Origin of the sequence: Gilliamella sp. W8128 (genome assembly GCF_016100545.1) — a bacterium.
GTDB classification, from domain to species: domain Bacteria; phylum Pseudomonadota; class Gammaproteobacteria; order Enterobacterales; family Orbaceae; genus Gilliamella; species Gilliamella apis.
Genome location: NZ_JACFSE010000005.1, coordinates 85,948 through 110,975, shown reverse-complemented (window position 1 = coordinate 110,975; position 25,028 = coordinate 85,948). Strand labels below are relative to the sequence as shown.

Genomic DNA, 25,028 nt, shown 5'->3' with positions numbered 1-25,028 from the left:
AATAGTCATATTTCAGCAATTGATTAGAGTAACAAAAGCCGAATTGACACTCTTTTTACAAGCATTTTATTCTACCTTGATAAGACACTTATTTTCCATACATTTTGTGTGACTTATCGAATTTATGTGAGGCTGGTAACATTTTAGCCTAGTTAAGAATTAGGCAACAATTTAACGGTTGCCTAATTATTGATGTTATTAAGTTACTAGCTAATAACCTGATTCAACTATTTATTTTAATATTAATTGAATTTTATTTTAGTTAGTTTCTAACGGTTGCAGTTTTTTGCTCAGTAGTATCATTTTGGAAAATTAAAACAAAAATAATTGCAAGCACTAATGAATAACCTGCAAAGACAAGCCATACATTATGCCAATCAATACCCGCTTCTGAAGTATAGTGATCAACAACAATACCACTAATCATTGAACCTAAATAAGCACCAATACCGTTAGTCATTGTCATAAATAAACCTTGAGCACTGTTACGGATGTTAGGTGATACTGTTTTTTCAACATACATTGAGCCTGAAATATTATAGAAATCAAAGGCACAACCATAAACAATCATCGATAACAGTAACAGTACAAAGCCGAATGGTGATGGATCGCCGTAAGCAAAAAGACCAAAGCGAGCAACCCATGCCAACATACTTATTAACATCACGTATTTAATACCAAGTTTTTTCATAAAAAATGGTACAAATAAGATAAATACGACTTCTGAAATTTGTGAAATAGATAATAAAACTGATGGGAATTTAACCACTAAACTATCTGCATATTCTGGTACTTTATCGAAGTCATGTAGAAACGGATTACCAAAAGTATTAGTAATTTGTAAAATCCCACCTAATAACACAGCAAATAAAAAGAAGATAGCCAATCTAGGTTGTTTTAATAATATAAATGCATCTAAACCTAATGAACTTATAATAGACTTTTCTTTGCCATCATTTTTTGCAACTTCAATTAAAGGTAAGGTTAATGAATAAAGACTCAATAAAACTGAACTACCAGCTGCAATATAAAGTTGCATATTACTGAGTTCTAACTGCATAAAGCTAACCATCCACATTGCTACGATAAAACCGATAGTGCCGAAGATTCGAATAGCAGGGAACTGTTCGATAACGTCTAGTCCTTGTGATTCTAAGCAAGAGTAAGAAATTGAATTAGAAATTGCAATGGTTGGCATAAATGCAAGACAATGGATAAGCATCACACTCATCATTAAAAATGGCGATGTGATAGATGCAGCGATAAATAAGGTTACTGCACCAATCAAATGGCAAAGCACATATAAGCGGTTAGCAGGTATCCATCTATCAGCTACGATACCAAGCAGACTAGGCATAAATACTGAAGCAATACCCATGGTGCCATATACGGCGCCAACTTCAATACCAGTAAATTTTAATTTAATCATCATATAGGAGCCTAAGGTAATTAGCCAACTCCCCCAGATAAAAAATTGTAAAAATAATATAACTTTCAGTTGTAGCTTGGTATTCATTTTGATTCCTTATTAAATGAGATCTTTCTAACCTATTAGATAAAAATTAATGAATAAAGATAAAATTTTGTTATTACTATTAATAATCTAGTTATAACGCTCAACAACATTTACCGTTAATAATAACGTCAATGTTAAAATTCTTGGTTCCTCTTTTTTGAGTAACCAAAAAAAATGGCAGATATTCTGCCATTATTTATTATGAATTAACTAATACCGACTCTAAAGCGACTGTAATCATCTCTTTAAAACCCAGCTGGCGCTGTTCAGATGACATAGCTTCGCCTTTGCGAATATGATCTGAAACTGTACAGATCGCTAATGCTTTAGCTCCGTATTCTGCGGCTACACCATAAATACCAGCGGCTTCCATTTCGACACCTAGAATATTATATTTTTCCATAATATCGAAAAGATCAGGCTCGACGCTATAAAATAGATCAGCAGAAAAAAGATTACCCACTTTAACATTCACATTTAATTGTTTCGCTGCATTAACAGCATTACAAATTAAACCGAAATCAGCAATGGCGGCAAAATCATGATCTTTAAAACGTAACCGATTGACTTTTGAATCAGTGCAGGCACCCATGCCAATAACCACATCACCAAGATTGACATCGGGGCTGATGGCGCCACATGAACCGATGCGAATGATGTTTTTAACACCATAAAATTTAATCAGTTCAGTTGTGTATATAGAACAAGATGGAATGCCCATACCATGCGCCATAACAGATATTTTCTTTCCTTTATAGTCACCGGTAAAACCTAGCATTCCTCTAACATTGGTAACTTCTTTAGCATTCTCTAAAAAAGTTTCGGCAATAAACTTAGCTCGTAATGGATCGCCCGGCATCAAAACCGTTTGAGCGAAAGCGTCATCGGCGGCGTTAATATGTGGGGTAGACATTTAAATCTCCTGATTTATTACTAAAAAAACGTTACTACACTAACAAAAAACAGCTTACTATTTGCGAATAAATGATTCACCATAATCCATTGGTGATAAATCAAAATAATCGGCAACACTTTGTCCTATATCAGCAAATGTTTTACGATGACCTAATGACCCAGCAGGAACGCTATCACCGTAAACTAAAACTGGAATATGTTCACGAGTATGATCTGTTCCCGGCCAAGTAGGATCACAACCATGATCGGCACTAATAATTAAAAGATCGCCCGGCTCAATAAGCGCTAACATCTCAGGCAAACGTTTATCAAAATATTCTAACGCTGCTGCGTAACCAGCAACGTCACGTCGATGACCATAAGATGAATCAAAATCAACAAAATTGGTAAACACAATCGTGTTATCTTTCGCTTGTCTGATTTCTTTTAGTGAAGCATCAAATAACGCTTCAATACCTGTTGCTTTAACTTTTTTTGTAATACCCACTTCGGCATAAATATCGGCAATTTTACCGATCGACACAACATTACCTTGTTTTTCATCAACCAATTTTTTTATCATTGTTGGCGCCGGTGGTTCGACAGCTAAATCATGGCGATTACCGGTACGGACAAATTCACCAGGCTTATTACCTAAAAATGGTCGAGCAATAACGCGGCCGATATTATAATCGCCTTTATTAAGCTCATCACGCGCAATCTCACAAACTTCATAAAGCTTATCTAGACCAAAAGTCTCTTCGTGGCAGGCAATTTGAAAAACAGAATCAGCAGAGGTATAAAAAATAGGTTTACCGCTCGACATATGCTCAAGGCCAAGCTCATCAAGAATCACGGTACCCGATGAATGGCAATTACCCAAATAGCCCGGCAAATTAGCACGTTTAACAATCTTATCTAATAATTCTTGCGGAAAGCTGTTAGTAGTATTAGTAAAATAACCCCAATCAAACAGCACAGGCACACCGGCGATCTCCCAGTGACCAGATGGCGTATCTTTACCAGATGAAATTTCACTGGCATAACCATAAGCACCAATTACATCACCTTTGGTAGCCATTCCTTTAGGGTATGCACCAGTAGATTCATAAGCGGCCTCGATCAAACCTAATTTTCCTAAATTAGGTAATTTTAATGGGCCTTGTCGACCATGATCTGATTTACCTAAAGCACAAGCTTCGGCAATATGACCTAAAGTATCCGAACCTTCATCGCCATACTTTTTGGCATCTTCAGCACCGCCGATCCCGAAGGAATCGAGGATCATAATAAAAACTCTTTTCATAATTTCCTCTAAATCTCAACTACCATAAAACAGAGCTACCATCTTGAAGCATAACTTCATTTAAAACCGTGATCGATAACTTATTTCTCGAATTTTATAAAATAATAATAACGTTTACCATAAGGCTGAGTAAAATAGATTATAACTAAATTTATAAAAAAGATCGTTTGGTTAGCTATAATACATGATAAAAAAAAACAAAAAAGGGATTAGCTCATATTCATTGATTATTTGGCTAATCTTTTGACATTTTTATCAATAAATAAAAAGTCAAGATAAGTAAAAAAATAGTTTAATCCATAAAAGATCGTTTTGCATTGTGTTAAGATAGCAAATAAATAAACAATGATTAAATAAAGTGTTTTATCAAAAATTGATAACGCATTGATTGATTAATTCTAAATACTGAATGTCTATCAAAAGCGTCAAATAAAATTGGTTTAATCGAATTTAAAAGTATTTTTTATAAAAGGTAGTCATTAATGAACCAAAAAATTCCTAATACATTTGCTCTAGATGTTTATGCCAACCGGGTCGAAACAGTCACAACTGTTGAACAACTAATGCAAGTTTGGAAAAACAATCTCGATAATCAACCTTTTATAATTATTGGACAAGGCAGTAATACATTATTTACTGAAAATTTTGCTGGTACAATCATAGTTAATCGAATTAAAGGATTAACCATAACCGAAACCGCGACTCACTGGCATTTAAAAGTGGGGGCCGGCGAATATTGGCATGATTTAGTTTCTAACACTATTAACCAGAACATCCCTGGCCTTGAAAACTTGGCTTTAATACCCGGTTGTGTTGGTTCTGCACCCATCCAAAATATTGGCGCATATGGGGTTGAATTTCAAAAAGTCGCGGATTATGTTGAATTACTTGAATTTGCAACCGGTAAAATTATTACTGTCACTGATGGTCAATATGGCTATCGTGAAAGCATCTTCAAACAAAAATATGCCAATGATTATGCCGTTGTCTATGTTGGTATCAAATTACCAAAACAGTGGAATCCAGTACTAACTTATGGTGAATTAAGAAATTTTGATGCAAATAGCGTCACGCCGAAAATGATCTTTGATAAAGTGTGTGAAATCCGTCGAAGCAAATTGCCTGATCCTAATGTACTAGGTAATGGTGGAAGCTTCTTTAAAAATCCGATAGTCGATAAAAAACTTGCGGATAAACTACTTGAAAAATATCCAACAATGCCTATATATCCACAAACAGCAGATCAAATAAAATTAGCTGCCGGTTGGTTAATTGATCAGTGTGGTCTAAAAGGATACCAAATTGGTGGTGCAGCAGTCCATCAACAACAAGCTCTGGTATTAGTCAATAAAGATAATGCGACCGCGCAAGATGTTGTCGCATTAGCGCGTTATATCATCAATGCAGTATTGCAAAAGTTTTCGGTGCACCTATCGCCTGAAATTCGATTTATGGGAGCGACAGGTGAAATTGACGTGGATAAATTTTTATAAATACGTCCTAAAAACAACAAAATTACTTACAAACTTATGAAACATTCGTATTCATTTCCTATTTTATTAACGAGTCTACTATTTGTTACCATCGCTTTATCGGCACTCAATACCCAAGTGCCGCTTTGGTTAGTCCGTGAAAATTTTTCGCTTGGACAGATAGGTTTAGTTGGTTCAAGCTATTTTACTGGTAACTTAGTAGGTACCATCATGGCAAATTGGTTTATTAGCCGATTTAATGCCAGATTTACTTACACCTACAGTTGTATCATCTTTGCAATTGCGACTATCGGTTTAAGCTTCTCAATGGATTTTTACAGCTGGGCTATCTGGCGATTTTTCATTGGGATCGCTTGTGCTGTTACTTGGGTGGTGATTGAAAGTTGTATCTTAGTTACCGGTACGGTGCGTACCCGCGGCAAAATGTTGGCGGTCTATCTCACTACCTACTATTTAGGCACCGTATTAGGGCAAGCTTTGCTGCAATATTTTCCGCAAGAGGTTCTCTATTTTGGTTTAGTGATTGCCGTATTAATGGGATTAGCCATCTTATTTATATTGTTAACCCATTACAAATTACCGAAGAAGAAAAAAAGCAGTTTCAACATTATGCCAATGATAATGTATAAACCTTCTCGCGTTGGCTTAATTGGTTGTGCCATTGCCGGTATGTTAATTGGTTCACTCTATTCGTTAATGCCTGCCTACTATTCACATCTGGGCTACAGTGATAACCAAGTCGCCAATTGGATGGTACTACTAATACTTTCTGGTGTGATTGCCCAAATGCCGGCTAACTGGTGTGCAGATAGGTTTGGTCGCCGTATTGTATTGTTAGTTGAATCAATTTTCATGATGATCGCCTGTGGCTTGCTGATATTTAATGTTTGTGGTGTATTAGCCATTATTTTATTAGGCGCAACCATTTATACCATTTATCCAATATCTATGGCATGGGCTTGTTCGTGTGTACGCAAACAAGAAATTGTATCGATGAACCAAGCCATGTTATTAACCAATACACTCGGAAGTCTAGTTGCTCCGGCTGTGATAGCTTTTATAATGGACACATTAAGCAATACTTACTTATTTATTAGTTTTGCTATAATTTCACTCTATTTTGTTGTTTTATTATTGCTCAAAAAGTGAGGATTGAATGCGCAGTAACCAAAATCCATTGAAATTAATCAATATATTAGCTGATGGACAGTTTCATTCAGGCGAAGAGTTAGCTAATCTATTTGGTATTACCCGTGCGGGAATCAACAAATATATCAAAGTACTACGAGATTGGGGCATCACCTTATCATCCGTACAAGGTAAAGGTTACTGTTTAGCATCACCAATTGACTTACTCGATAAAGTCAAAATCGACGAAAATTATGGTGAGGATAGTCATGTAGAGGTGTTGCCGATCATCGACTCGACCAACCAATATCTATTAAATAATATTGAAAAATTACAAACAGGTGACAGTTGTGTAGCCGAGTTTCAATCTAAAGCTCGAGGCAGACGAGGGCGACAATGGTTCGCACCGTTTGGCAGTAATCTTTACTTTTCGATGTATTGGCGACTTGATCAAGGTATTGCAGCTGCTATGGGACTAAGTTTAGTGGTTGGTATTGTGATGGCTGATACATTACGGGAAATCTCTAATCAAGATATCAAAGTTAAATGGCCTAATGATTTGTATCTTGATGATCAAAAACTTGCAGGCATATTAGTCGAACTTGCGGGTAAAACCGGTGATTGCGCGCATGTTGTTATTGGTGTGGGGGTCAACTTAATGATGACCAACCCCGATCCCAACATCGTCAACCAAAAATGGGCTAATTTAGGTAAAGTTGATCGCAATTTACTGGTAGCAAAGGTAGCTAAAAACCTCAAAACCAAACTTCGTGACTTTGAACAACACGGTCTAACACCATTTCTTAATGATTGGCAACGACTTGACAATTTTGTTAATCGCCCGGTTAAATTATTAATTGGTGACAATGTGATCCGAGGTGTTGCTAAAGGTATAAATGAGCAGGGTGCATTACTTTTAGAACAAAATGGCGAAACCAAGGCGTTTATCGGTGGCGAAATTTCATTAAGGAGTGATGAATAAATAGTCAATAGTCGCTGTCACAAAATTGCCCCATTTAAGCATAAATGGGGCATGATAAAATTATTACCTATTTTTTAATTCTTAATAACCGCAAAGCATTAGCGGTAACGATTGCCGTGGTACCAGAATCAGCTAACACTGCTAACCAAAGCCCTGTCACGCCAAATAAACTAGTGATTAAAAATATCAACTTAATTCCCAAGGCAATGGTAATATTTTGCTTAATATTTCGATTCGCCAAGCGAGTTAAGCGAATCAACATTGGCAAACTTAACAAATTGTTTTTAGTCAACGCCGCATCCGCCGTTTCGAGTGCAACATCAGTCCCGCTGCCCATGGCAATTCCGACTGTGGCGGCTTTCATTGCTGGGGAATCATTAATGCCATCACCAATCATCGCAATCGGAGTCTGCCGACCAATCTCTTCGATTTTGGCCAACTTATCTGCCGGTAATAGCTCCGCACGATACTCCATACCTAATTGACCTGCAATTGCTTTTGCGGCGCGTTGATTATCGCCAGTTAACATCAAGGTTTGCAAACCAAGTTGCTTAAGTTCAGTGATAGCCGGTAAAGCATCACTACGCAGTACATCTTGCAAAGCAATAATCCCTAGCAACTGATGACTGGTGGTAACGACTACAACCGTCTTACCACCATCTTCAAGCTGAGTAATCGTATGAGCATCCTCGGCATTAAGCGCAGTTGACACTGTCTCGATCTTATTTGGCGACACAACAAAATAGGTTTGCTGATTTAATTCACCTTGGATCCCAACACCAGCAATTGCTTTACGATTATTTGCTTCAGCAAACTCGATCGGCTGTTGCTTAACATAATCGACTAATGCTTTAGCTAAAGGATGGTGTGAGCCGCTTTCAACCGCCGCAACAATCGCTAGCAGCTCCTCGTTAGAACAGTGTCGATTAATGACATCAGTCACTTGTGGCTTACCTTCGGTTAATGTTCCTGTCTTATCAAACGCCAACATTTTAATTGAACCAATACGCTCAAGTGCAGCACCGCCCTTAATTAATACCCCGTATTTAGCCGCGCTAGACAAGGCCGAGGTAATCACCGCTGGAGTTGATATTACTAACGCACAAGGACAACCAATTAACAACAACGTCAACCCTCGATATATCCAAGTATACCAATCAGCGCCGGTAAACAATGGTGGAATTAGGATCACTAAAAACGCAAATAATGTAATCGCCGGCGTATAATAACGGCTAAACTTATCGATAAACCGCTCTATTGGCGCTTTACGATCCTCGGCATCTTCAATCAGCTGTAAAATACGATCGACAGCATTTTGTCCCGATTCTGAAATCACCTTAAGTTGAATGGTATTATCGACCACTAACGACCCGGCTAAAATTTTATCGCCACTTAAATAATTAACCGGAATGGACTCACCGGTTAGCGCACTTTCATCAATGCTGGCTTGTTCGCTAACCAAAATAACATCAGCTGGTAATCGACCACCGGATGAAATTTCAATAATATCATCTGGTTTTAAGGTATGACTAGCAACTGTTTTCCTTTTACCATCAATAATAATCACCGTCTCATCAGGCATTAACTCGGCCAGTGATGAGATACCTTTTTTCGCCTTACTGGTTGCAAAGCCTTCCAGCATCTCGCCTATCATAAACAGAAAGATCACCATGGTGGCTTCTTCGGCTGCACCAATAAACAGTGCACCCATTGCCGAAATACTCATTAGTGTTTCAATCGCAAACGGCGTTCCACTACGGGTTAAAACAATGGCCTCTTTCAAAATTGGGATAATCCCAACTACAGCTGTCACAATAAATGCATATTCACCTGCGGTTTTATTCACCAACAAAATGAGATAACTAACCACAATCAATGCACCTAAAACCGCTAATGGAATAAATGCCTTTTTATCAAAACTATGTGAATGTTCATGGTGATGAGCAGGGCTCGACTCAAAAATCGGTGTATAGCCTAGTTCTGTAACCTTATCTTCAATCATCTTGATTACTGCATCATCATGCTTAGGAACAAAAACGATTAATTTTTCGGTTGAGAATATGATTTTGGTTTGATTAATATTAGGCAGTGTTTTAACACCGTTTTCGATTTTGCTTGCGCAATGGGCGCAATCCATACCTTGAATTTTCCAAGTTAACTTAACGCCTTGGCTACTCCGCTCTGGGTCTTCGGGGGGATCTTCAATCTCACATTTTTGTGATGAGCTATTATCATGCCCATCACAGCATGCGGTGTGACTAGCTTCATGAGAATGGTGAGAATCATGTACATGATTATGAGCAATATTATGACAATCTCCATGACAATGCTCGTGATTATCATGGTGAGATTGGGTCGATTTGTTATTATATAACATAACGTTACCTCTTTTTGTGGATGATTTTGATTGTACACTCAAAAAAACAAAAAGAAATCTTTTTTAACTAAATAAGTAAAAAATAGTAATGAAAAGAAAATAGTAATCTTAGAATTTATTTACATATCTTAACAATTTTTTTAAAAACTTAAATTGTAAAAAAAAATAAATTATTTATACTAATTATCGCAAAAAAATGTATTTTTTTGTTAATCAACAAGGATGTTTCCTAACCTAAGATTGGAATAATCATAAATTTTTGTCATTATCGAGATTTTTTCTGTTTTAGTTTAATATGAATTCATTTAGTGTTTATCTATCATATTGATTCAAATCAATTTACCAAGTTTATATATTATTTTAGTTTTACTAAACCATGTCACTTATCTATTTGCTTCTTCATTAATAACTAAGATATCAAAACTTTTTTGGCTCAAATTTTTGCATAAGAATGATGTTTAAAAATTTTGAGGAAAGGGGTTTTTGGATAATTAAAAATATTAAATTTTTGTCTTTTTTCGAATTAAAATTAAGAAATCTTCTTAAAAAACTCATTTGTTATCCTCTATTACTACTAATATTTAATCATCAAATAAAGAGTTCTTTCTATATTAGAAAAGAGATCTAAAACTACGTCACGAGGATTACAAATTATTGGCAATCTTAACATAAATGTTTATTTAACTTGACGAAGCTTAATAGTACAAAATTCTAATACTATTGATAATTTACTTAAGCAATTTGATTTAGTTAATAAATTTTATCTTCCTTGCGAACAATTTACTTTTTTATTAATTCGGTAATCACCTAAGCAAGGTTTACCTAAAGATAACTAATTTATTACTGTATTAAGTTATTTCTTTAATAATATTGTATAAAAATCAAAGAAAGTTGGTTAAGTAATGAATTGGGAAAATCGATTAAAAGAATAACGTTGAAATAAGATTTTTGTTTCAAACTAGAATGATTAATTTAATGGTGAAAAAATGATTAGCACAAATTTATTTTATTATTAAAATTAACTATTGCTTGAATAATTAGCTAATGATCTAACTAAAGCCTATATTCGCACTACTTTTAGGGATATAATTGTTACACATTATCATATTGTTAAGTTCCTATTATGACTTCATCATCTCTTCGAAAATCGAGCGTAATTTTTGGCGCTTTTTTAGTAACTACATTTATTATTGGTGTTGCAGGTGCATTGCAATCACCTACCTTAAGTCGTTTCTTATCATTTGAAGTGGGTGCTGATCCTCGTTTAGTAGGTTTATTTTTCTCAATTAATGCATTAGCCAGTATTATTGGTAGTTATTTGCTAGCTAAATATTCAGACAACAAAGGTGACAGACGTAAGATTGTTATTTTTTGTTGCTTGATGGGGTTAGCAAATAGTCTGATTTTTGCTTATTCGCGTAACTATTATGTATTAATTACATTAGGCGTATTTTTTGCAGCGTTAGCTTCGGCTGCCATGCCACAAGTTTTTGCTATGGCGCGCGAATATGCTGAAAAAAGTGGCAGAAATGCCGTTGCCTTTAATTCATTGATTAGAGCACAATTATCATTGGCATGGGTTATTGGTCCGCCATTATCATTTGGTTTAGCTATCCATTATGGTTTTACCTCAATGTATTTATGTGCGATGTCGATGTTTATTATATCCATGTTTGTAGTGGCAGTTTTTTTACCACCAGTAGAAAAAAAGTCAATCAGTTCACTTAGTCCTAGTCAGTTAGCTACCGCTAATCAATCAATTTTTACTAATCGTAATGTGATGTGTTTGCTACTTTCTACTATTTTTATGTGGACTGCTAATATGATGTATATTATCGATATGCCAATTTATGTTGAAAAGGTATTGCATCTTTCTGATTCATTACCTGGTGCGTTAATGGGGTTGGCTGCAGGGATTGAGATTCCAGTAATGATAATTGCAGGGTATATGGTACCAGCATTAGGTAAGCGCAATCTGTTTTTTATCGCTATCATTTGCGGAATTTTATTTTATGTTGGTATGATTTTATTTACTGACCCAATCATGTTATATGTATTGCAGCTTTTTAACGCACTATTTATTGGCATCGTTGCCAATATTGGTATTATCTATTTCCAAGATTTGTTACCAACTCGAATGGGGGTTGCTTCAACTTTATTTAATAATGGCATTATTTGTAGTATTATTTTGGCTGGGATTATTCAAGGTTTTGCATCACAAGCATATGGTCATGAAATAATTTATTGGATTGGCTTAGTGATGGTTACTATTTCTTTTGTCTTTTGTGCATTGGTTAAGAAATAATTTCAAAAGCTTTATATTTATATTTTACGTCTTCCTGATTTTTTAGCTAATCAAGGAAGACGCATTAATTCCATCAAACAAAAAGTTAAACGTTAAATGTAGCTTTTATTTGTTGATAAAAGTCGTAATCAGTACGTTCATAATGTAATGGTGTAATCGCGATATAGCCATTATTGGCTGCATCGAGCTCTTTATCATCATCAAGCACATTTTGATTGCGTTGTGCTCTAAACCAAAAATATTCATGTCCTTCAGGATCTTGTGTTTCAGCAACCACAAATTTGCTAACATCAGCAGTCCCTTGTTTGGTGATTTTAATTCCTTTTATTTGCTCTGCTCGGCAATTAGGAAAATTAATATTAAAACAAGTATTCTTTGGTGTCGTTAGGGATAGCAATTGTCTTATCACTGACTCAGCAAGATGAGTTGAACAATGCCAATCTGTTGGTATATTGTCTTCACTACTCACTTGACTCAATGCGATTGCTGGCACACCGAGTGTCATAGCCATCATTGCGGCGCCAACCGTTCCTGATAATACAGTTTCAAAGCCTAAATTTGAACCATTGTTAATCCCAGATAGAACCAAATCAGGCAATTGTTTCGCCATTAATGATTTGATGGCAAATAATGAACAGTCAGCTGGTGTACCATAAACTGCATATTCTGTTTGGTTACGCTTTTGTACGCGAAATGGTGATTTCAAACTAACTGAACAAGAAACACCACTTTGATCGACAACTGGTGCGACTATCCAAACTTCGTTGGCGATCTTTTCAGCAATACTTTTTAAAATTCGGATCCCAGGTGCATCAATTCCATCATCATTAACTAATAAAACTCGGTTGACTAATTTTTTCGACATACTTATTTCCTTTTTAATTTCCTTATTGAATAAATGTATTGCACTGATTAATTGCTCCACTATCAAAACCACGTTTAAACCAGTTATAACGTTGTTTTGATGAACCATGGGTAAAACTATCAGGAATTATATAACCATTATTTTGCTGTTGTAAGCGATCATCGCCAATTGCTTGTACGGTATTTAAGGCTTGTTCGATATCACCCATCTCTAAAATATTCTGTTTTTGCATAGCATTTCCCCATAATCCAGCATAACAATCGGCTTGTAGTTCAAGCTTGACTGATAACTGGTTACTGGTTTCATTAGATTGATTTAGCCTTAATTGTTCAACCCTAGCCAAAATTTCAAGTAAGTTTTGTACATGATGTCCTACTTCGTGGGCAATCACATAGCCTTGAGCAAAATCACCACCGCCACCAAGGCGTTGTTTCATCTCTTGATAAAATGATAGATCAAGGTAAATCGTTTGATCAAGATTACAATAAAATGGCCCCATCATTGCTTGACCTGTGCCACATGCAGTTCGAGTTGCACCACTATAAAGTACTAATTTAGGTGCAATATAGGTTTTACCTAATTGTTGAAACTCTTGACTCCAATAATCTTCAGTACTGGCCAAGATAGTTGAGGTAAATTTAGTTGCATTATTATTTATAGAACTATTATCAACAGGCGATGTTGATGATATGGATGTGGTATCGTCTAAATCAATCAGATTGCTATTCAGTAAGCCAGTTAAATCAACGCCGTAATAACCAGCAACTAACACAACAATAAATAAAACAATTTTACCTTTACCACCAATTGGAATCCTTGTTCCAATATCACTTCCTGATTGTGAGCGGCGATCTTCAATGTTATCACTCTCTCTTTGGTTTCTCCAACGCATAGGGAATACCTCATCAGTTTAAGTAATATCATTTTAAAGGATTATAGATAAGGTTACTAGCAATAGACCTCATTACATGATCAAAAAAAGGAGATGATAAAATGATGTGATAAAAGCGTTTTTTTTGCTGATTTTAGGTATATAATTTTGGTTATACTCTTTGGTGTATTATTCGTATAAACAAAACTAAATTTGCAATTATATGTGATTAAAGTTTTAACTTAATTCTTTATCTAGTCACTTAGATAACTCTAATTATTTGTTAGTGTTACTTTTTATACAGTTTTATAACTTTATGATTTTATCTTTTTACTATATCAATCATTGTGATATGACCTTCTATTAATAATAATTGTACACTTTCAACAGAAAAGTACATCAAGTCTGGTAATGATAATTACTTTTGTTTGGCATAGTAGCTGATTAAAGTTAATTATTTGGATTTAAATCTTAATATTGATTAATTTAAAAGGCGGTATTTAATGGCAAAAGTGAATAAAATTAAGAAAATTAAGAAAAAACCGTTAGATATTACTGATATTCCCATTATTGATGATAATCAATTAAAAAAAGCGACTTGGGCATCGGCTTTTAGTAATGCTATTGAATGGTATGATTTTGGGGTATACAGCTTTTTGGCTTATATTATCGGACAGATATTTTTTCCTCATATATCTCCTAGTGTACAAATTATTGCTGCGCTATCAACTTTTTCGATTCCCTTTTTCATTCGTCCATTAGGTGGCATTATTTTTGGCTTAATTGGGGACAATATTGGCCGTCAAAAAGTGTTATCGATTAGTTTAGTAATTATGTCATTAAGTACGTTTTGTATTGGCCTTATTCCCACTTATGAAACGATTGGTGTTACCTCACCTGTTCTGTTATTTATTGTTAAATTAGCTCAAGGCTTTTCAATCGGAGGCGAATATTCTGGTTCAGCAACGGTAGTTGCTGAATATTCTCCTGATCGTAAACGTGGTTTTATTGGTGGCTGGCTTGATTTTGGTTCAATGGTTGGATTTATTTTAGGGGCAGGGCTAGTGGTATTTTTGTCTATGCTACTTAGTCAGTCGGCATTGTACAATTGGGGTTGGCGTATCCCATTTTTAATCGCTTTACCTTTAGGTATTATTAGCTTTATATTGCACCATATTTCAGAAGAAACCCCAACTTTTCAACAACACCTCGATGCCAGACAATCAGAGAACATAGCTGAAACTTCATCAACTACTGCACTAAAGCAAATTATTAGCCAATATTGGCGACATATTTTAATTTGTGCCGGATTGATAATTGTGACTAATGTATCTTTTTACCTATTATTAACTTATATGCCAAGCTATTTAGCACATAACCTCAATTATGATACTGAGCACGGCTTACTAATTATTATTGCTATTATGGTTGGGATGTTAATTATTCAACCCATAGTTGGCTTATTAAGTGACAAAATAGGTCGAAAGTCCTTTATATTGATTGGTAGTATAGGCTTACTGCTTTTGTCTTATCCAGCATTTGTGTTAATTAATAGCCAGCATATTCCTCTCGTCTTTTTAGGGGTGTTTATTTTAGCGTTATTCATAAACTGTTTCACTGGAATTATTACTTCAATATTGCCGGCAATGTTTCCAACTAATATTCGTTATAGTGCCATTGCCAGTATTTTTAATATTGTGATTATCGTTGCTGGGTTAACACCAACACTAGTGGCATGGTTAGTTGAAGCAACCGGCAATTTATTTATGCCAGCTTATTACTTAATGATGATAGGTTTTATTGGTGTTATTACTGGTCTTGCAATGCACGAAACAGCTAAAAAACCATTGCACAATACGACTCCAACTGCGGCTAATCGCCATGAGGCCAAAGCACTCTTATCTGAACATTTTGATTCTATCGAGGGTGAAGTTGAAGATATTGATCAACAAATCGAAGAACTACAAAATAAAAGGCAAGAATTGGTTGATCAGCATCCTAAATTGGATTAAAGAATGCTATTTCAAATAGATAATAAAATTATTAATATAGTCGCGGGTAACTAAAAAATAGTTTGCTCAAATCGTTTTATTAAATTTTAGATAGTGTTGTTATTGGTGGCAAACTATTTTTAACAGATTAAAACAGCAGATCTTTATCCCAAATATAATGGTCTATAGGCAACCATTGCTCTTTTTGTAAATGATACCAAACTGTTAAATTTTCTTTAGCATTAATTTGCCAAGTTATTTCTTTTATTTTAATTTTCCCCTGCTTAATTTCGTCTGGTTTGAAAATATTAAGCAGGCCTATCCTAAATTCTGTTATTAGACCTTCATTAGTTCCTAAAATATATGTTTCTTTTTTATAGGAAGGAAATTTCTTTAGCGCATCATCCATGGATAAATTTTTTATCAGGTCATAAGAAGTGTATTGAAACTGAGTATTTATTTTTGTCACTATTGATGCTTCCTTAATAGGATTTACCTCAATAGCTTTTTCTTCGGCCATTGCAGAGTTACTTCTGTAAAATGGTAATAAGAAAATAATCAGTAAATAAAATTTTTTCATCATATCAATTAAGATAAAATTTAGTTATTGTATTCCCAATACTTTTTAATATTTGTCTAAATTTTAAGATATTAACTAGTTAAATATACAAAGAATTAAATCAGAGTTAATCTTCTAGTTCTTTATGTTTACCCATTGCCTCTTCAATCAACGAAAATAATTTTTTTTGTCGATCTTCCATAAACCCATTAAAATCATCAGCTCTTAATAATTTAGGATCTATACAATGTGATTCTAAATATCCATCTAATATGCTAGGCGAAATTTGAGGTGAGTCTGCATTACCATTTTCTAATGTTAGTAAATATTGTGAAGGTGCAACACCACCTATTTTACGATTAGTTTTATAGCTAAGTGGCGTTTTGTTAATAATTGAGTCATAGATTTCTGATTTAATTCCTTGCTTATTACACCAGATTCTAGGGAATATATGATGTATATCAACTGCATCACCAAAAAATACTGTATCATCAAATTTTTGACCAGATCTAAAATCTTGTGCACCTTGTTTCATTAGTAAGGCATTAACACCTTTATAAGCTGCAGATAAACGAGATTTCATCGTTTTTAACCTATCTGGTCTAAATTGAGCTTCGCTAATAGTTAAAGGTACTTCTCCGCCTTTTAACCAATCTGGTACTTGTAGAAAATCACGAGCATTGAGCGAGTCTACCGCAGAACCATATAGCTCACCAAATACACCACTCCAATACCATTGTTCTAATTTTCGTCGAATAGTTCCATGTTCCCAATCATCTTGTTTTATATCAGCTAATATTGCTGCTAAAGGGACAACTTGTGATTGGTATGGTAGATCATAAATCTCATAAATATTTAATAAATGGAGGAATTTTGCTGCTTTTTGAAAACCTTCTTCTGCTTGTTTTTCATATTTTTTATAGGCAGATAATGGTAGATTTAGCAAAGCTTGACGATTTCCAGATACTGCTGGTAATTCTTTACCCTGTTTTCCTGCTTGTTCTGCTTGTCGTCTTTTTTCTCTTGTATAAAAAAGTGAAATGACCTGCAAGAAATCTGTGTTTGAAACATTGCCGATAATACCTTGTTTTCGTCCTGATAAACGATAAGTATTAGCAAAACGTTTTTGTCGACCCGAATAAGTTTGATCACCATACCAATCTTTTCGTAATTCATGTCCATCAGCAGCATAAATTGCAGTTACTAATTCAAAAGCATCAAGTGCTTTTCCTTTGGTGTTTACTTTTTCAAATACAACACAGACTGCCTCTTTGCTCGTTTCTCTATCTAAAGCTATAACAGGAACTCTATAAGATTTAAAGTTTTCTAAAATTTCTTTTTTAAACTGTCTAAACAGCTCTCGGTTGGATTTATTTATATCACCGGACCAATAGCTATCAAAACCGTCTTGCCATTCATCCCAATCAAAAACTTCAGTCATTGGAAAGACAAAATTACCATATTCTTTTTCAGCAGATGATATATCTAACTCAATTTCCCTTCCAAAATTAGTTGTCAATTTTTTATCTTCAGGAATACTTAGAATTGCTTCCTCTCTATCTATATTAGAATCTAAGGCCTTTTTTATATCAATATAAAACCAGCGTTTAACGTTTTTATTTTTAGCTGTTATTGTTTCAACAACTTGTTTTCGAATTGTTACTTGATACATTGAAGTTATTCGTTGTTGACCGTCTAATAGTAATGAAAGTGGCGATTCATATTTTGCTTTTTCAGGTGCTCCTTCAATTATTCGGGGTTTGAATTCAACTTGTCCACCAGTATATAAGGTCATTAATGCACCAATAGGAAATGAACGTGATATTGAAGCGATTAAACTTTTTATCCTATCTTCATCCCATACCCAGCTTCGTTGAAAATCAGGTAATTGTAATTTTCCTGTATGGCATTCATTAAGTAAAGTTGAAAGATCAATAGGATTAGTTTGAAATGTTGGTCCGGCCATTAATAAAATCCATTAAATTATATTTTTTTAATTATGACTTTATGAAATCTATAATGCAACAATGTTTAGGTTATCTAAATAATTTAATACCTAAATTACTTAAGTAGTATAATTGCAAAAATTAAAGGATTTCTTACTGAAAAAAATTTAAAATTGTTTAATTTATCTGTAAATTTTATATTTTTGGTATAGTTCTTTTCAGTCATTATTTAAGAAAATATTGATAAACAAATGTTAAATTTGAAAAGTGTTTTTTTATTTCTCATTCTATTTTTGCTAAGTATCACAGATGCCAATGCTGCTGTAGCATTTACAAGATTTTATACTACTAGCGGCAATAGTGAACAGGTATTTTCCTTTGTTTTTTCTGAATTTTTAATTATATTATTTGTTGTTATGGTTAGTATTGTTGGCGCTATAGAGAATCGAATAAAAAATAAAAATATTAGCAAGCCAAAGAAACCGAAAAAAATATCCAAAACAGATGTACCATTAATAAAATCAATCCAAGAATTTAAAAAACTAAAAAAGAATAATTTCAAACACCGTATATTTAATTTTTTGTGGAAGTATTTTTATAGGTTAAAAGAGTTTTTTAGGAAAAAAAGTTGAGGAAAGGGGTTTTTAAAATTCAAAATTGTAGATCTTGTTCGATAAAACTTTAATCTTCATTCTTAACCTTTCAATAATACTAATGATTATCTTTTATTTTTGATTCTTTTTAGCTTTTTGTGTCAGTTTTGTTCTTTCTCTCTATAAAGTGTAAAGCGCTCTTTTCAATAAATTTAATTGGTTATAATATAATCAAAATGAATTTGATATTTGTCTAATTCCAATCTAAATAAGGGAACCAAAATGACTGTAAATAATACATCAGATCTTGTTGCGAAGTTAAAAAGTATTGTTGGTGATAAATATACCTTAACTGAACCTAGTCGTACTTTACTTTATCGCCAAGGTGCGCGTTTTGGAGTAGGGGATGCATTAGCGGTGGTTATACCTGGCACACTATTAGAACAATGGCAAGTTTTAAAAGCTTGTGTTGAAGCTGATGTTATTGTAATAACCCAATCTGCTAATACTGGTTTAACGGGTGGTTCCACACCAGATGGTAATGATTATGATAGACCGATAGTTATTGTAAGCACTCGTCGATTAGATGGAATTCAAGTCATTGAAAATGGCGATCAGGTCGTTTGTTTGCCCGGTAGTACATTATTTCATTTAGAAAAAGAACTAAAAAAATATCATCGAGGACCACATTCTGTAATTGGTTCGTCATGTATTGGTGCTTCAGTGTTAGGTGGGATTTGTAATAATTCGGGTGGTGCGTTAATTCAAAGGGGGCCGGCTTATACTCAAATGTCAGTATTTGCTCAGTTGGATGAGCAAGGGCAGTTACATTTGATTAATCATTTAGGTATTGAATTAGGTGATACGCCCGAGGAAATATTACAAAATCTACAAAATCGTGTTTATACCGATAAAGATGTTAACCCAAATGCTGGGTTAGGGCATGATCACCATTATTGCGATCATGTGCGACAGATAGATGCTGATACACCGGCTCGATATAATGCCGATCCAGCTCGTCACTATGAGGCATCTGGTAGTGCTGGGCGTTTAATGGTATTTGCGGTACGGTTAGATACGTTTCCATTAGAAGAAAACACTGCGGTGTTTTATATCGGCACGAATAATACTCGTGAACTTGATGATATTCGTCGTCATATTTTAGGTAATTTTAAGAATCTACCAATTTCTGGTGAGTATATTCATCGTGATGCGTTTGATATTGCGGCGGTATATGGTAAGCATCTTTTCCTAGCAATTAAGAAGTTAGGGACAGATATGATTCCTCGTTTGTATGCGTTTAAGAATTTGGTTGATCGTATTGTGAAAAAAACACCTTTTTTTTCTGGCAGTTTTTCCGATTGGTTTGCGGTAAATGTGTGTAAGTTGTTACCCAACCATTTACCTAAATCAATGCGTGATTATCGTGACAGTTATGAACACCATTTAATTTTGAAAATGTCTGACGATGGTATCGCCGAAGCTGAGGCATTTTTAAAGGATTATTTTGCCAATAGTCCAACAAATAAGCGTAATGGAAGCTATTTTCGTTGTAATGATAAGGAAGCCGAAGCAGCAATGTTGCACCGTTTTGCCGTTGCTGGTGCTGCGACAGTTTATCGTAATGTGCATACTAAAACAGTTGAGGATTTAGTCGCGTTAGATATCGCTTTGCGACGCAATGATAAAGATTGGTTTGAAACCTTGCCCGAAAGTATTAGTCAGCATTTTATTCATAAATTATATTATGGTCATTTTTTCTGTTCGGTTTTCCATCAAGACTATTTAGCTAAAAAAGGTACTGACTGTTCAAAAGTGGAAGAAGAGATGTTGGTGATACTCGATCAGCGTGGAGCGCAATATCCAGCTGAACATAATGTTGGCCATTTGTATCATGCTAATTCAGATTTAAAAAACTTTTACCATGAGTTAGATCCAACTAATAGTTTCAATCCGGGTATTGGTAAAACCTCCAAAAAGAAATTTTGGAAATAAACCAAACCAAAATTCTAAAATTATCACCGCCATTATTGATTTAATGGCGGTTTTTTTATTAATTTACTATTATTGTTGATTAGTTAAAGTAATTTTTTTAATTGGTAAATGGTTTCTAACGCTTGTTTTGGCGTTAGTGCATCAGGATCGATCTGTTGTAGGGCTAGTTCGACTTCTGATGGTTCTGCATCGCCAATAAAGGTAAGTTGTGAGCTTTCAATATGGCTATTAGCGGATTGTTTAGAGATGACTTCTAGCTCTTTTAGTTTTTGTTTAGCGCGTTTTAAGATGGTTTTCGGTACACCTGCAAGTCCTGCTACTGCTATACCAAAACTCTTACTAGCTGCACCTTCTGAGACTTCATGGATAAAAGCGACGGTATTGTCGTGTTCTATGGCATCAAAATGGATGTTATAAACACCTAGCATTTGTTCTGGCAATTGAGTTAGTTCAAAATAGTGGGTAGCAAATAGAGTCATCGCTTTGATTTGGTTAGCCAAATTTTCAGCACATGCCCATGCTAGTGACAGACCATCATAAGTTGACGTTCCACGCCCAATTTCGTCCATTAAAACTAAACTATTTGGTGTCGCATTATGCATAATATTAGCGGTTTCAGTCATTTCCACCATAAAGGTTGAACGACCAGAAGCTAAGTCATCTGATGCCCCTATTCGAGTAAATATACGATCAACAGGGCCAATTGTCGCTTTAGACGCTGGAACAAAGCTGCCAATGTAAGCGAGTAAGACGATCAATGCTGCTTGACGCATATAAGTACTTTTTCCGCCCATATTTGGGCCAGTAATAATCAGCATTCGTCTATCTGATGAGAGAGATAGTGAATTGGCGATAAATGGTTTTTGTAATACTTGTTCTATCACAATGTGTCGCCCATCTTTGATTTCAATGCCTGTTTGATTGGTTAATGTTGGGCAATGATAGTTGAGTGTTAGGGCTCGTTCAGCAAGATTAGTCAGTACATCAAGTTCGGCGATAGCATCTGCACTGGTTTGCATATTGGCTAATTCTGGTATCAGTTGATCGAACAGTTGTTCATAAAGCTGTTTTTCAAGTGCCAATGCACGGCCTTTTGAGGTTAAGACCTTATCTTCATACTCTTTTAACTCAGGAATAATATAGCGTTCGACATTTTTTAGTGTTTGTCTTCGGGTATAATGGATTGGTGCTAAATGACTTTGGCCACGGCTAATTTGGATATAATAACCATGAACCGCATTAAAACCAACTTTCAATGTATCAATGCCTAAAGTTTCACGCTCGCGAATTTCGAGCTGTTCTAAATAGTTGGTTGCACCATCTGCTAAATTACGCAGTTCGTCCAGCTCTTGATTATAACCGTTAGCAATGACACCTCCATCACGAATAATTACCGGAGGTGCTTCAATAATTGCTCGATTTAACAGATCGGCAATTTGATCAAATTGATTAATTTTGGCGCGTAATGCAATAAGTGATGGTGCATTAAATTGCGCTAACTGTTGTTGGAGTTGTGGTAATAGGTTATAGGCATCACGTAACCGAGCAAAATCGCGTGGCCGAGCACTTCGTAGTGCTAATCTTGCCAAAATTCGTTCAAGATCACCAATTTGCTTTAATAGCGGTTGAAGGTCGGTGACATCATTTTGTAACTCTTTAATGGCTTGTTGTCGATTTTCTAAAATGGCCAAATTACGAATTGGCGAGTGTAACCAACGTTTAAGCATTCGACTACCCATAGCGGTTTGGGTTTTATCTAAAATGTCGGCCACAGTATGTTCAGTACCACCTGATAGGTTTTCGGTGATCTCTAAGTTTCTACGAGTGGCGGCATCTAACACCACAAAATCAACTGAAGATTCTTTAACTATTGAGCGAATATGTGGCATGGCTGTGCGTTGGGTATCTTTGACATATTGCAATAAACAGCCAGCTGCACATAAGGCATAATGGCAATCTTCCACCCCATAACCGACTAAATCATTGGTACCAAATTGTAAATTAAGTTGCTGTTTGGCGGTTTCCAGATCAAAGTCCCAAATTGGGCGTCGTCTTAATCCGTGACGATTTTCGATTAAATACATTGATGGAAAGTCTTCAGGGTAGAGTAACTCAACTGGGCTGGTTCGCTGTAATTCAGCTTGCATTGCTTCCGGATTATTACATTCAAATACAAAAAAGCGACCTGAACTTATGTCTAAAGTGGCATAGCCAAAGTGCTGTTTTTGTTGCCATATGCAGGCAAGTAAGTTGTCTTTACGATCTTCTAATAATAATTCATCGCTTACAGTGCCGGGAGTAACAATACGAACAATTTTACGTTCAACCGGCCCTTTACTTGTAGCGGGATCGCCGATTTGTTCACAAATTGCGACTGATTCACCAAGTGAAATGAGTTTAGCTAAGTAACTTTCAACCGCATGATAAGGTACTCCTGCCATCGGGATAGGTTGACCATTAGACGAGCCTCGTTTGGTTAGCGAAATATCTAAGAGTTGTGAAGCACGTTTGGCATCTTCATAAAACATCTCATAAAAATCACCCATACGATAAAACAATAAAATATCTGGGTTTTCAGCTTTCAACTTTAGATACTGGCGCATCATTGGTGTGTGGTCGGTAAAATCTTGGTTATCTGTCATAGTGTGTTAGTTCTTTAATCTTTTAAATTCAATGTATCAAATCTATCGCAGATTCTCATAGTCGGACTGCCAACAAATAGCTTATGATAGTAAAAATTTGTAACTAAAATAAGCTAGCATATATTATTGCTAGGATAATATATATTAGGTTTATGGTCGATAAAATCTTCGCTATATAATTGTTACTTAATTTAAAGATGTACCATGCTAATAATCTATTATTATAACGAATTATTTTTACTTAATGCAGTGGTTATTTTTATGCTGAGAGTAAAATTTTTAATTATATTAAATGATTGATTTTATTGATTATTAGTTGTGATTTCTTTTATGGTTAAAAACTATTTGATTAATTCGTGCCTAATTATGTGTAATGGTCTTGAATAAGACCCCAAAATTTGATAGTTTACTGTAAGTTATTTTTATCATTTAAAACAAAAAGAAGGTAATTGTTATGACAATCAAAGTAGGTATTAATGGTTTTGGCCGTATCGGTCGTATTGTTTTCCGTGCTGCACAAAAACGCTCTGACATTGAAATCGTTGCTATCAATGATTTATTAGACGTTGATTATATGGCTTATATGCTTAAATATGATTCAACTCATGGTCGTTTTGACGGTACTGTTGAAGTTAAAGACGGTAAATTAATCGTTAATGGTAAAACAATCCGCGTTACTGCTGAAAGAGATCCTGCGAACTTAAAATGGAATGAAGTAGGTGTTGATGTTGTAGCTGAAGCAACAGGTTTATTCTTAACTGATGAAACTGCTCGTAAACACATCCAAGCTGGTGCTAAAAAAGTTGTTTTAACTGGCCCATCTAAAGACAATACTCCAATGTTTGTTATGGGTGTTAATGATAAAGAATATGCAGGTCAAGATATCGTTTCTAATGCTTCTTGTACTACTAACTGTTTAGCTCCTTTAGCTAAAGTAGTTAATGATAACTTCGGTATCGTTGAAGCGTTAATGACTACTGTTCACGCAACTACAGCAACTCAAAAAACTGTTGATGGTCCATCTCACAAAGATTGGCGTGGTGGTCGTGGTGCTGCTCAAAACATCATCCCTTCATCAACTGGTGCTGCTAAAGCTGTAGGTAAAGTTATTCCTGAATTAAATGGTAAATTAACTGGTATGGCTTTCCGTGTTCCAACTCCAGACGTTTCTGTTGTTGACTTAACTGCACGTTTAGCAAAACCAGCTAAATACGAAGACATCTGTAAAGCTATCAAAGCAGCTGCAGAAGGCCCAATGAAAGGCGTTCTTGGTTATACTGAAGATGACGTTGTGTCTACAGATTTCTTAGGTGAAGTTTGTACTTCTGTATTTGATGCTAAAGCTGGTATCCAATTAAGTGATAACTTTGTTAAATTAGTTTCTTGGTACGATAACGAAGTTGGTTACTCAAACAAAGTATTAGACTTAATTGCAGTTGTTGCTAAATAATTAGAAGCAGTTGTAATTGCAAAAAAGCGGCCTTGGGTCGCTTTTTTAGTTCTAGTAAAGGGATTAAAATGATACCCTTATAAAAAAACGCCTATTTCGAGAAATAGGCGTTTTG

Annotated in this window: 17 protein-coding genes; 8 read left to right on the top strand and 9 right to left on the bottom strand. The window is 35.0% G+C overall.

All coding sequences use genetic code 11. The features are described 5' to 3' along the window. Positions 1-262: 262 nt before the first annotated feature. From H3U97_RS06385 to H3U97_RS06375, 3 genes are all read right to left on the bottom strand, one after another. The gene (locus H3U97_RS06385) at positions 263-1,516 is read right to left on the bottom strand and encodes a nucleoside permease (protein WP_065578321.1); all 1,254 of its coding nucleotides are present in this window, start codon (positions 1,514-1,516) and stop codon (positions 263-265) included. A 199-nt stretch (positions 1,517-1,715) separates the two neighbouring features. Then, entirely contained in the window at positions 1,716-2,429 is a 714-nt protein-coding gene (gene deoD, locus H3U97_RS06380; RefSeq protein WP_198198544.1) for a purine-nucleoside phosphorylase, read from the bottom strand. A gap of 57 nt (positions 2,430-2,486) precedes the next feature. Continuing rightward, complete coding sequence (locus tag H3U97_RS06375; protein WP_198198543.1) at positions 2,487-3,716, bottom strand: phosphopentomutase; 1,230 nt, start codon at positions 3,714-3,716, stop codon at positions 2,487-2,489. Positions 3,717-4,198: 482 nt separating this feature from the next. Here H3U97_RS06375 and murB point away from each other — a divergent pair, with 482 nt between their 5' ends. The 3 genes from murB to birA are packed head-to-tail and all read left to right on the top strand — an operon-like array spanning position 4,199 to position 7,319. Then, complete coding sequence (gene murB, locus H3U97_RS06370; protein WP_065578324.1) at positions 4,199-5,209, top strand: UDP-N-acetylmuramate dehydrogenase; 1,011 nt, start codon at positions 4,199-4,201, stop codon at positions 5,207-5,209. 36 nt (positions 5,210-5,245) lie between these two features. Continuing rightward, positions 5,246-6,358, top strand: coding sequence for an MFS transporter (locus tag H3U97_RS06365; protein WP_198198542.1), 1,113 nt, complete (start codon positions 5,246-5,248; stop codon positions 6,356-6,358). Between the two features lie 7 nt (positions 6,359-6,365). Beyond that, a complete protein-coding gene (birA, locus tag H3U97_RS06360; protein ID WP_198198541.1) occupies positions 6,366-7,319 on the top strand; it encodes a bifunctional biotin--[acetyl-CoA-carboxylase] ligase/biotin operon repressor BirA in 954 nt (317 codons plus the stop codon). A gap of 67 nt (positions 7,320-7,386) precedes the next feature. On the opposite strand, the gene H3U97_RS06355 is transcribed toward birA, so the two are convergent. Further along, entirely contained in the window at positions 7,387-9,696 is a 2,310-nt protein-coding gene (locus H3U97_RS06355) for a zinc/cadmium/mercury/lead-transporting ATPase (protein WP_198198540.1), read from the bottom strand. 1,123 nt (positions 9,697-10,819) lie between these two features. Between H3U97_RS06355 and H3U97_RS06350 the strand changes: the two genes are divergently transcribed. After that, positions 10,820-12,001, top strand: coding sequence for a sugar efflux transporter (locus H3U97_RS06350; RefSeq protein ID WP_198198539.1), 1,182 nt, complete (start codon positions 10,820-10,822; stop codon positions 11,999-12,001). Between the two features lie 85 nt (positions 12,002-12,086). Here the strand turns inward: H3U97_RS06350 and surE are convergent, their stop codons facing one another. After that, the gene (gene surE, locus H3U97_RS06345; protein WP_065650911.1) at positions 12,087-12,866 is read right to left on the bottom strand and encodes a 5'/3'-nucleotidase SurE; all 780 of its coding nucleotides are present in this window, start codon (positions 12,864-12,866) and stop codon (positions 12,087-12,089) included. Between the two features lie 22 nt (positions 12,867-12,888). Beyond that, complete coding sequence (locus H3U97_RS06340; RefSeq protein ID WP_198198538.1) at positions 12,889-13,758, bottom strand: neutral zinc metallopeptidase; 870 nt, start codon at positions 13,756-13,758, stop codon at positions 12,889-12,891. Between the two features lie 482 nt (positions 13,759-14,240). Here H3U97_RS06340 and proP point away from each other — a divergent pair, with 482 nt between their 5' ends. After that, complete coding sequence (gene proP, locus H3U97_RS06335; protein ID WP_198198537.1) at positions 14,241-15,749, top strand: glycine betaine/L-proline transporter ProP; 1,509 nt, start codon at positions 14,241-14,243, stop codon at positions 15,747-15,749. A 127-nt stretch (positions 15,750-15,876) separates the two neighbouring features. Here proP and H3U97_RS06330 read toward each other — a convergent pair whose 3' ends face one another. Both H3U97_RS06330 and H3U97_RS06325 read right to left on the bottom strand, forming a co-directional pair. After that, positions 15,877-16,248: a hypothetical protein gene (locus tag H3U97_RS06330; protein ID WP_198198536.1), complete on the bottom strand. Its 372-nt coding sequence runs from the start codon at positions 16,246-16,248 to the stop codon at positions 15,877-15,879. A 166-nt stretch (positions 16,249-16,414) separates the two neighbouring features. Next, complete coding sequence (locus H3U97_RS06325; RefSeq protein ID WP_198198535.1) at positions 16,415-18,253, bottom strand: DUF262 domain-containing protein; 1,839 nt, start codon at positions 18,251-18,253, stop codon at positions 16,415-16,417. Positions 18,254-18,484: 231 nt separating this feature from the next. On the opposite strand from H3U97_RS06325, the gene H3U97_RS06320 reads away from it, so the two are divergent. Together H3U97_RS06320 and dld are read left to right on the top strand one after the other, a co-directional pair. Next, the gene (locus tag H3U97_RS06320) at positions 18,485-18,865 is read left to right on the top strand and encodes a hypothetical protein (RefSeq protein WP_198198534.1); all 381 of its coding nucleotides are present in this window, start codon (positions 18,485-18,487) and stop codon (positions 18,863-18,865) included. 243 nt (positions 18,866-19,108) lie between these two features. Then, positions 19,109-20,821 carry a D-lactate dehydrogenase gene (dld, locus tag H3U97_RS06315; protein WP_065650905.1) on the top strand — a complete coding sequence of 571 codons (1,713 nt, stop codon included), beginning with the start codon at positions 19,109-19,111 and terminating at the stop codon, positions 20,819-20,821. Positions 20,822-20,904: 83 nt separating this feature from the next. Here dld and mutS read toward each other — a convergent pair whose 3' ends face one another. Then, positions 20,905-23,463 carry a DNA mismatch repair protein MutS gene (gene mutS, locus H3U97_RS06310; RefSeq protein ID WP_198198533.1) on the bottom strand — a complete coding sequence of 853 codons (2,559 nt, stop codon included), beginning with the start codon at positions 23,461-23,463 and terminating at the stop codon, positions 20,905-20,907. A gap of 454 nt (positions 23,464-23,917) precedes the next feature. On the opposite strand from mutS, the gene gapA reads away from it, so the two are divergent. Further along, positions 23,918-24,913, top strand: coding sequence for a glyceraldehyde-3-phosphate dehydrogenase (gene gapA, locus H3U97_RS06305; protein ID WP_034903096.1), 996 nt, complete (start codon positions 23,918-23,920; stop codon positions 24,911-24,913). Positions 24,914-25,028: the final 115 nt, after the last annotated feature.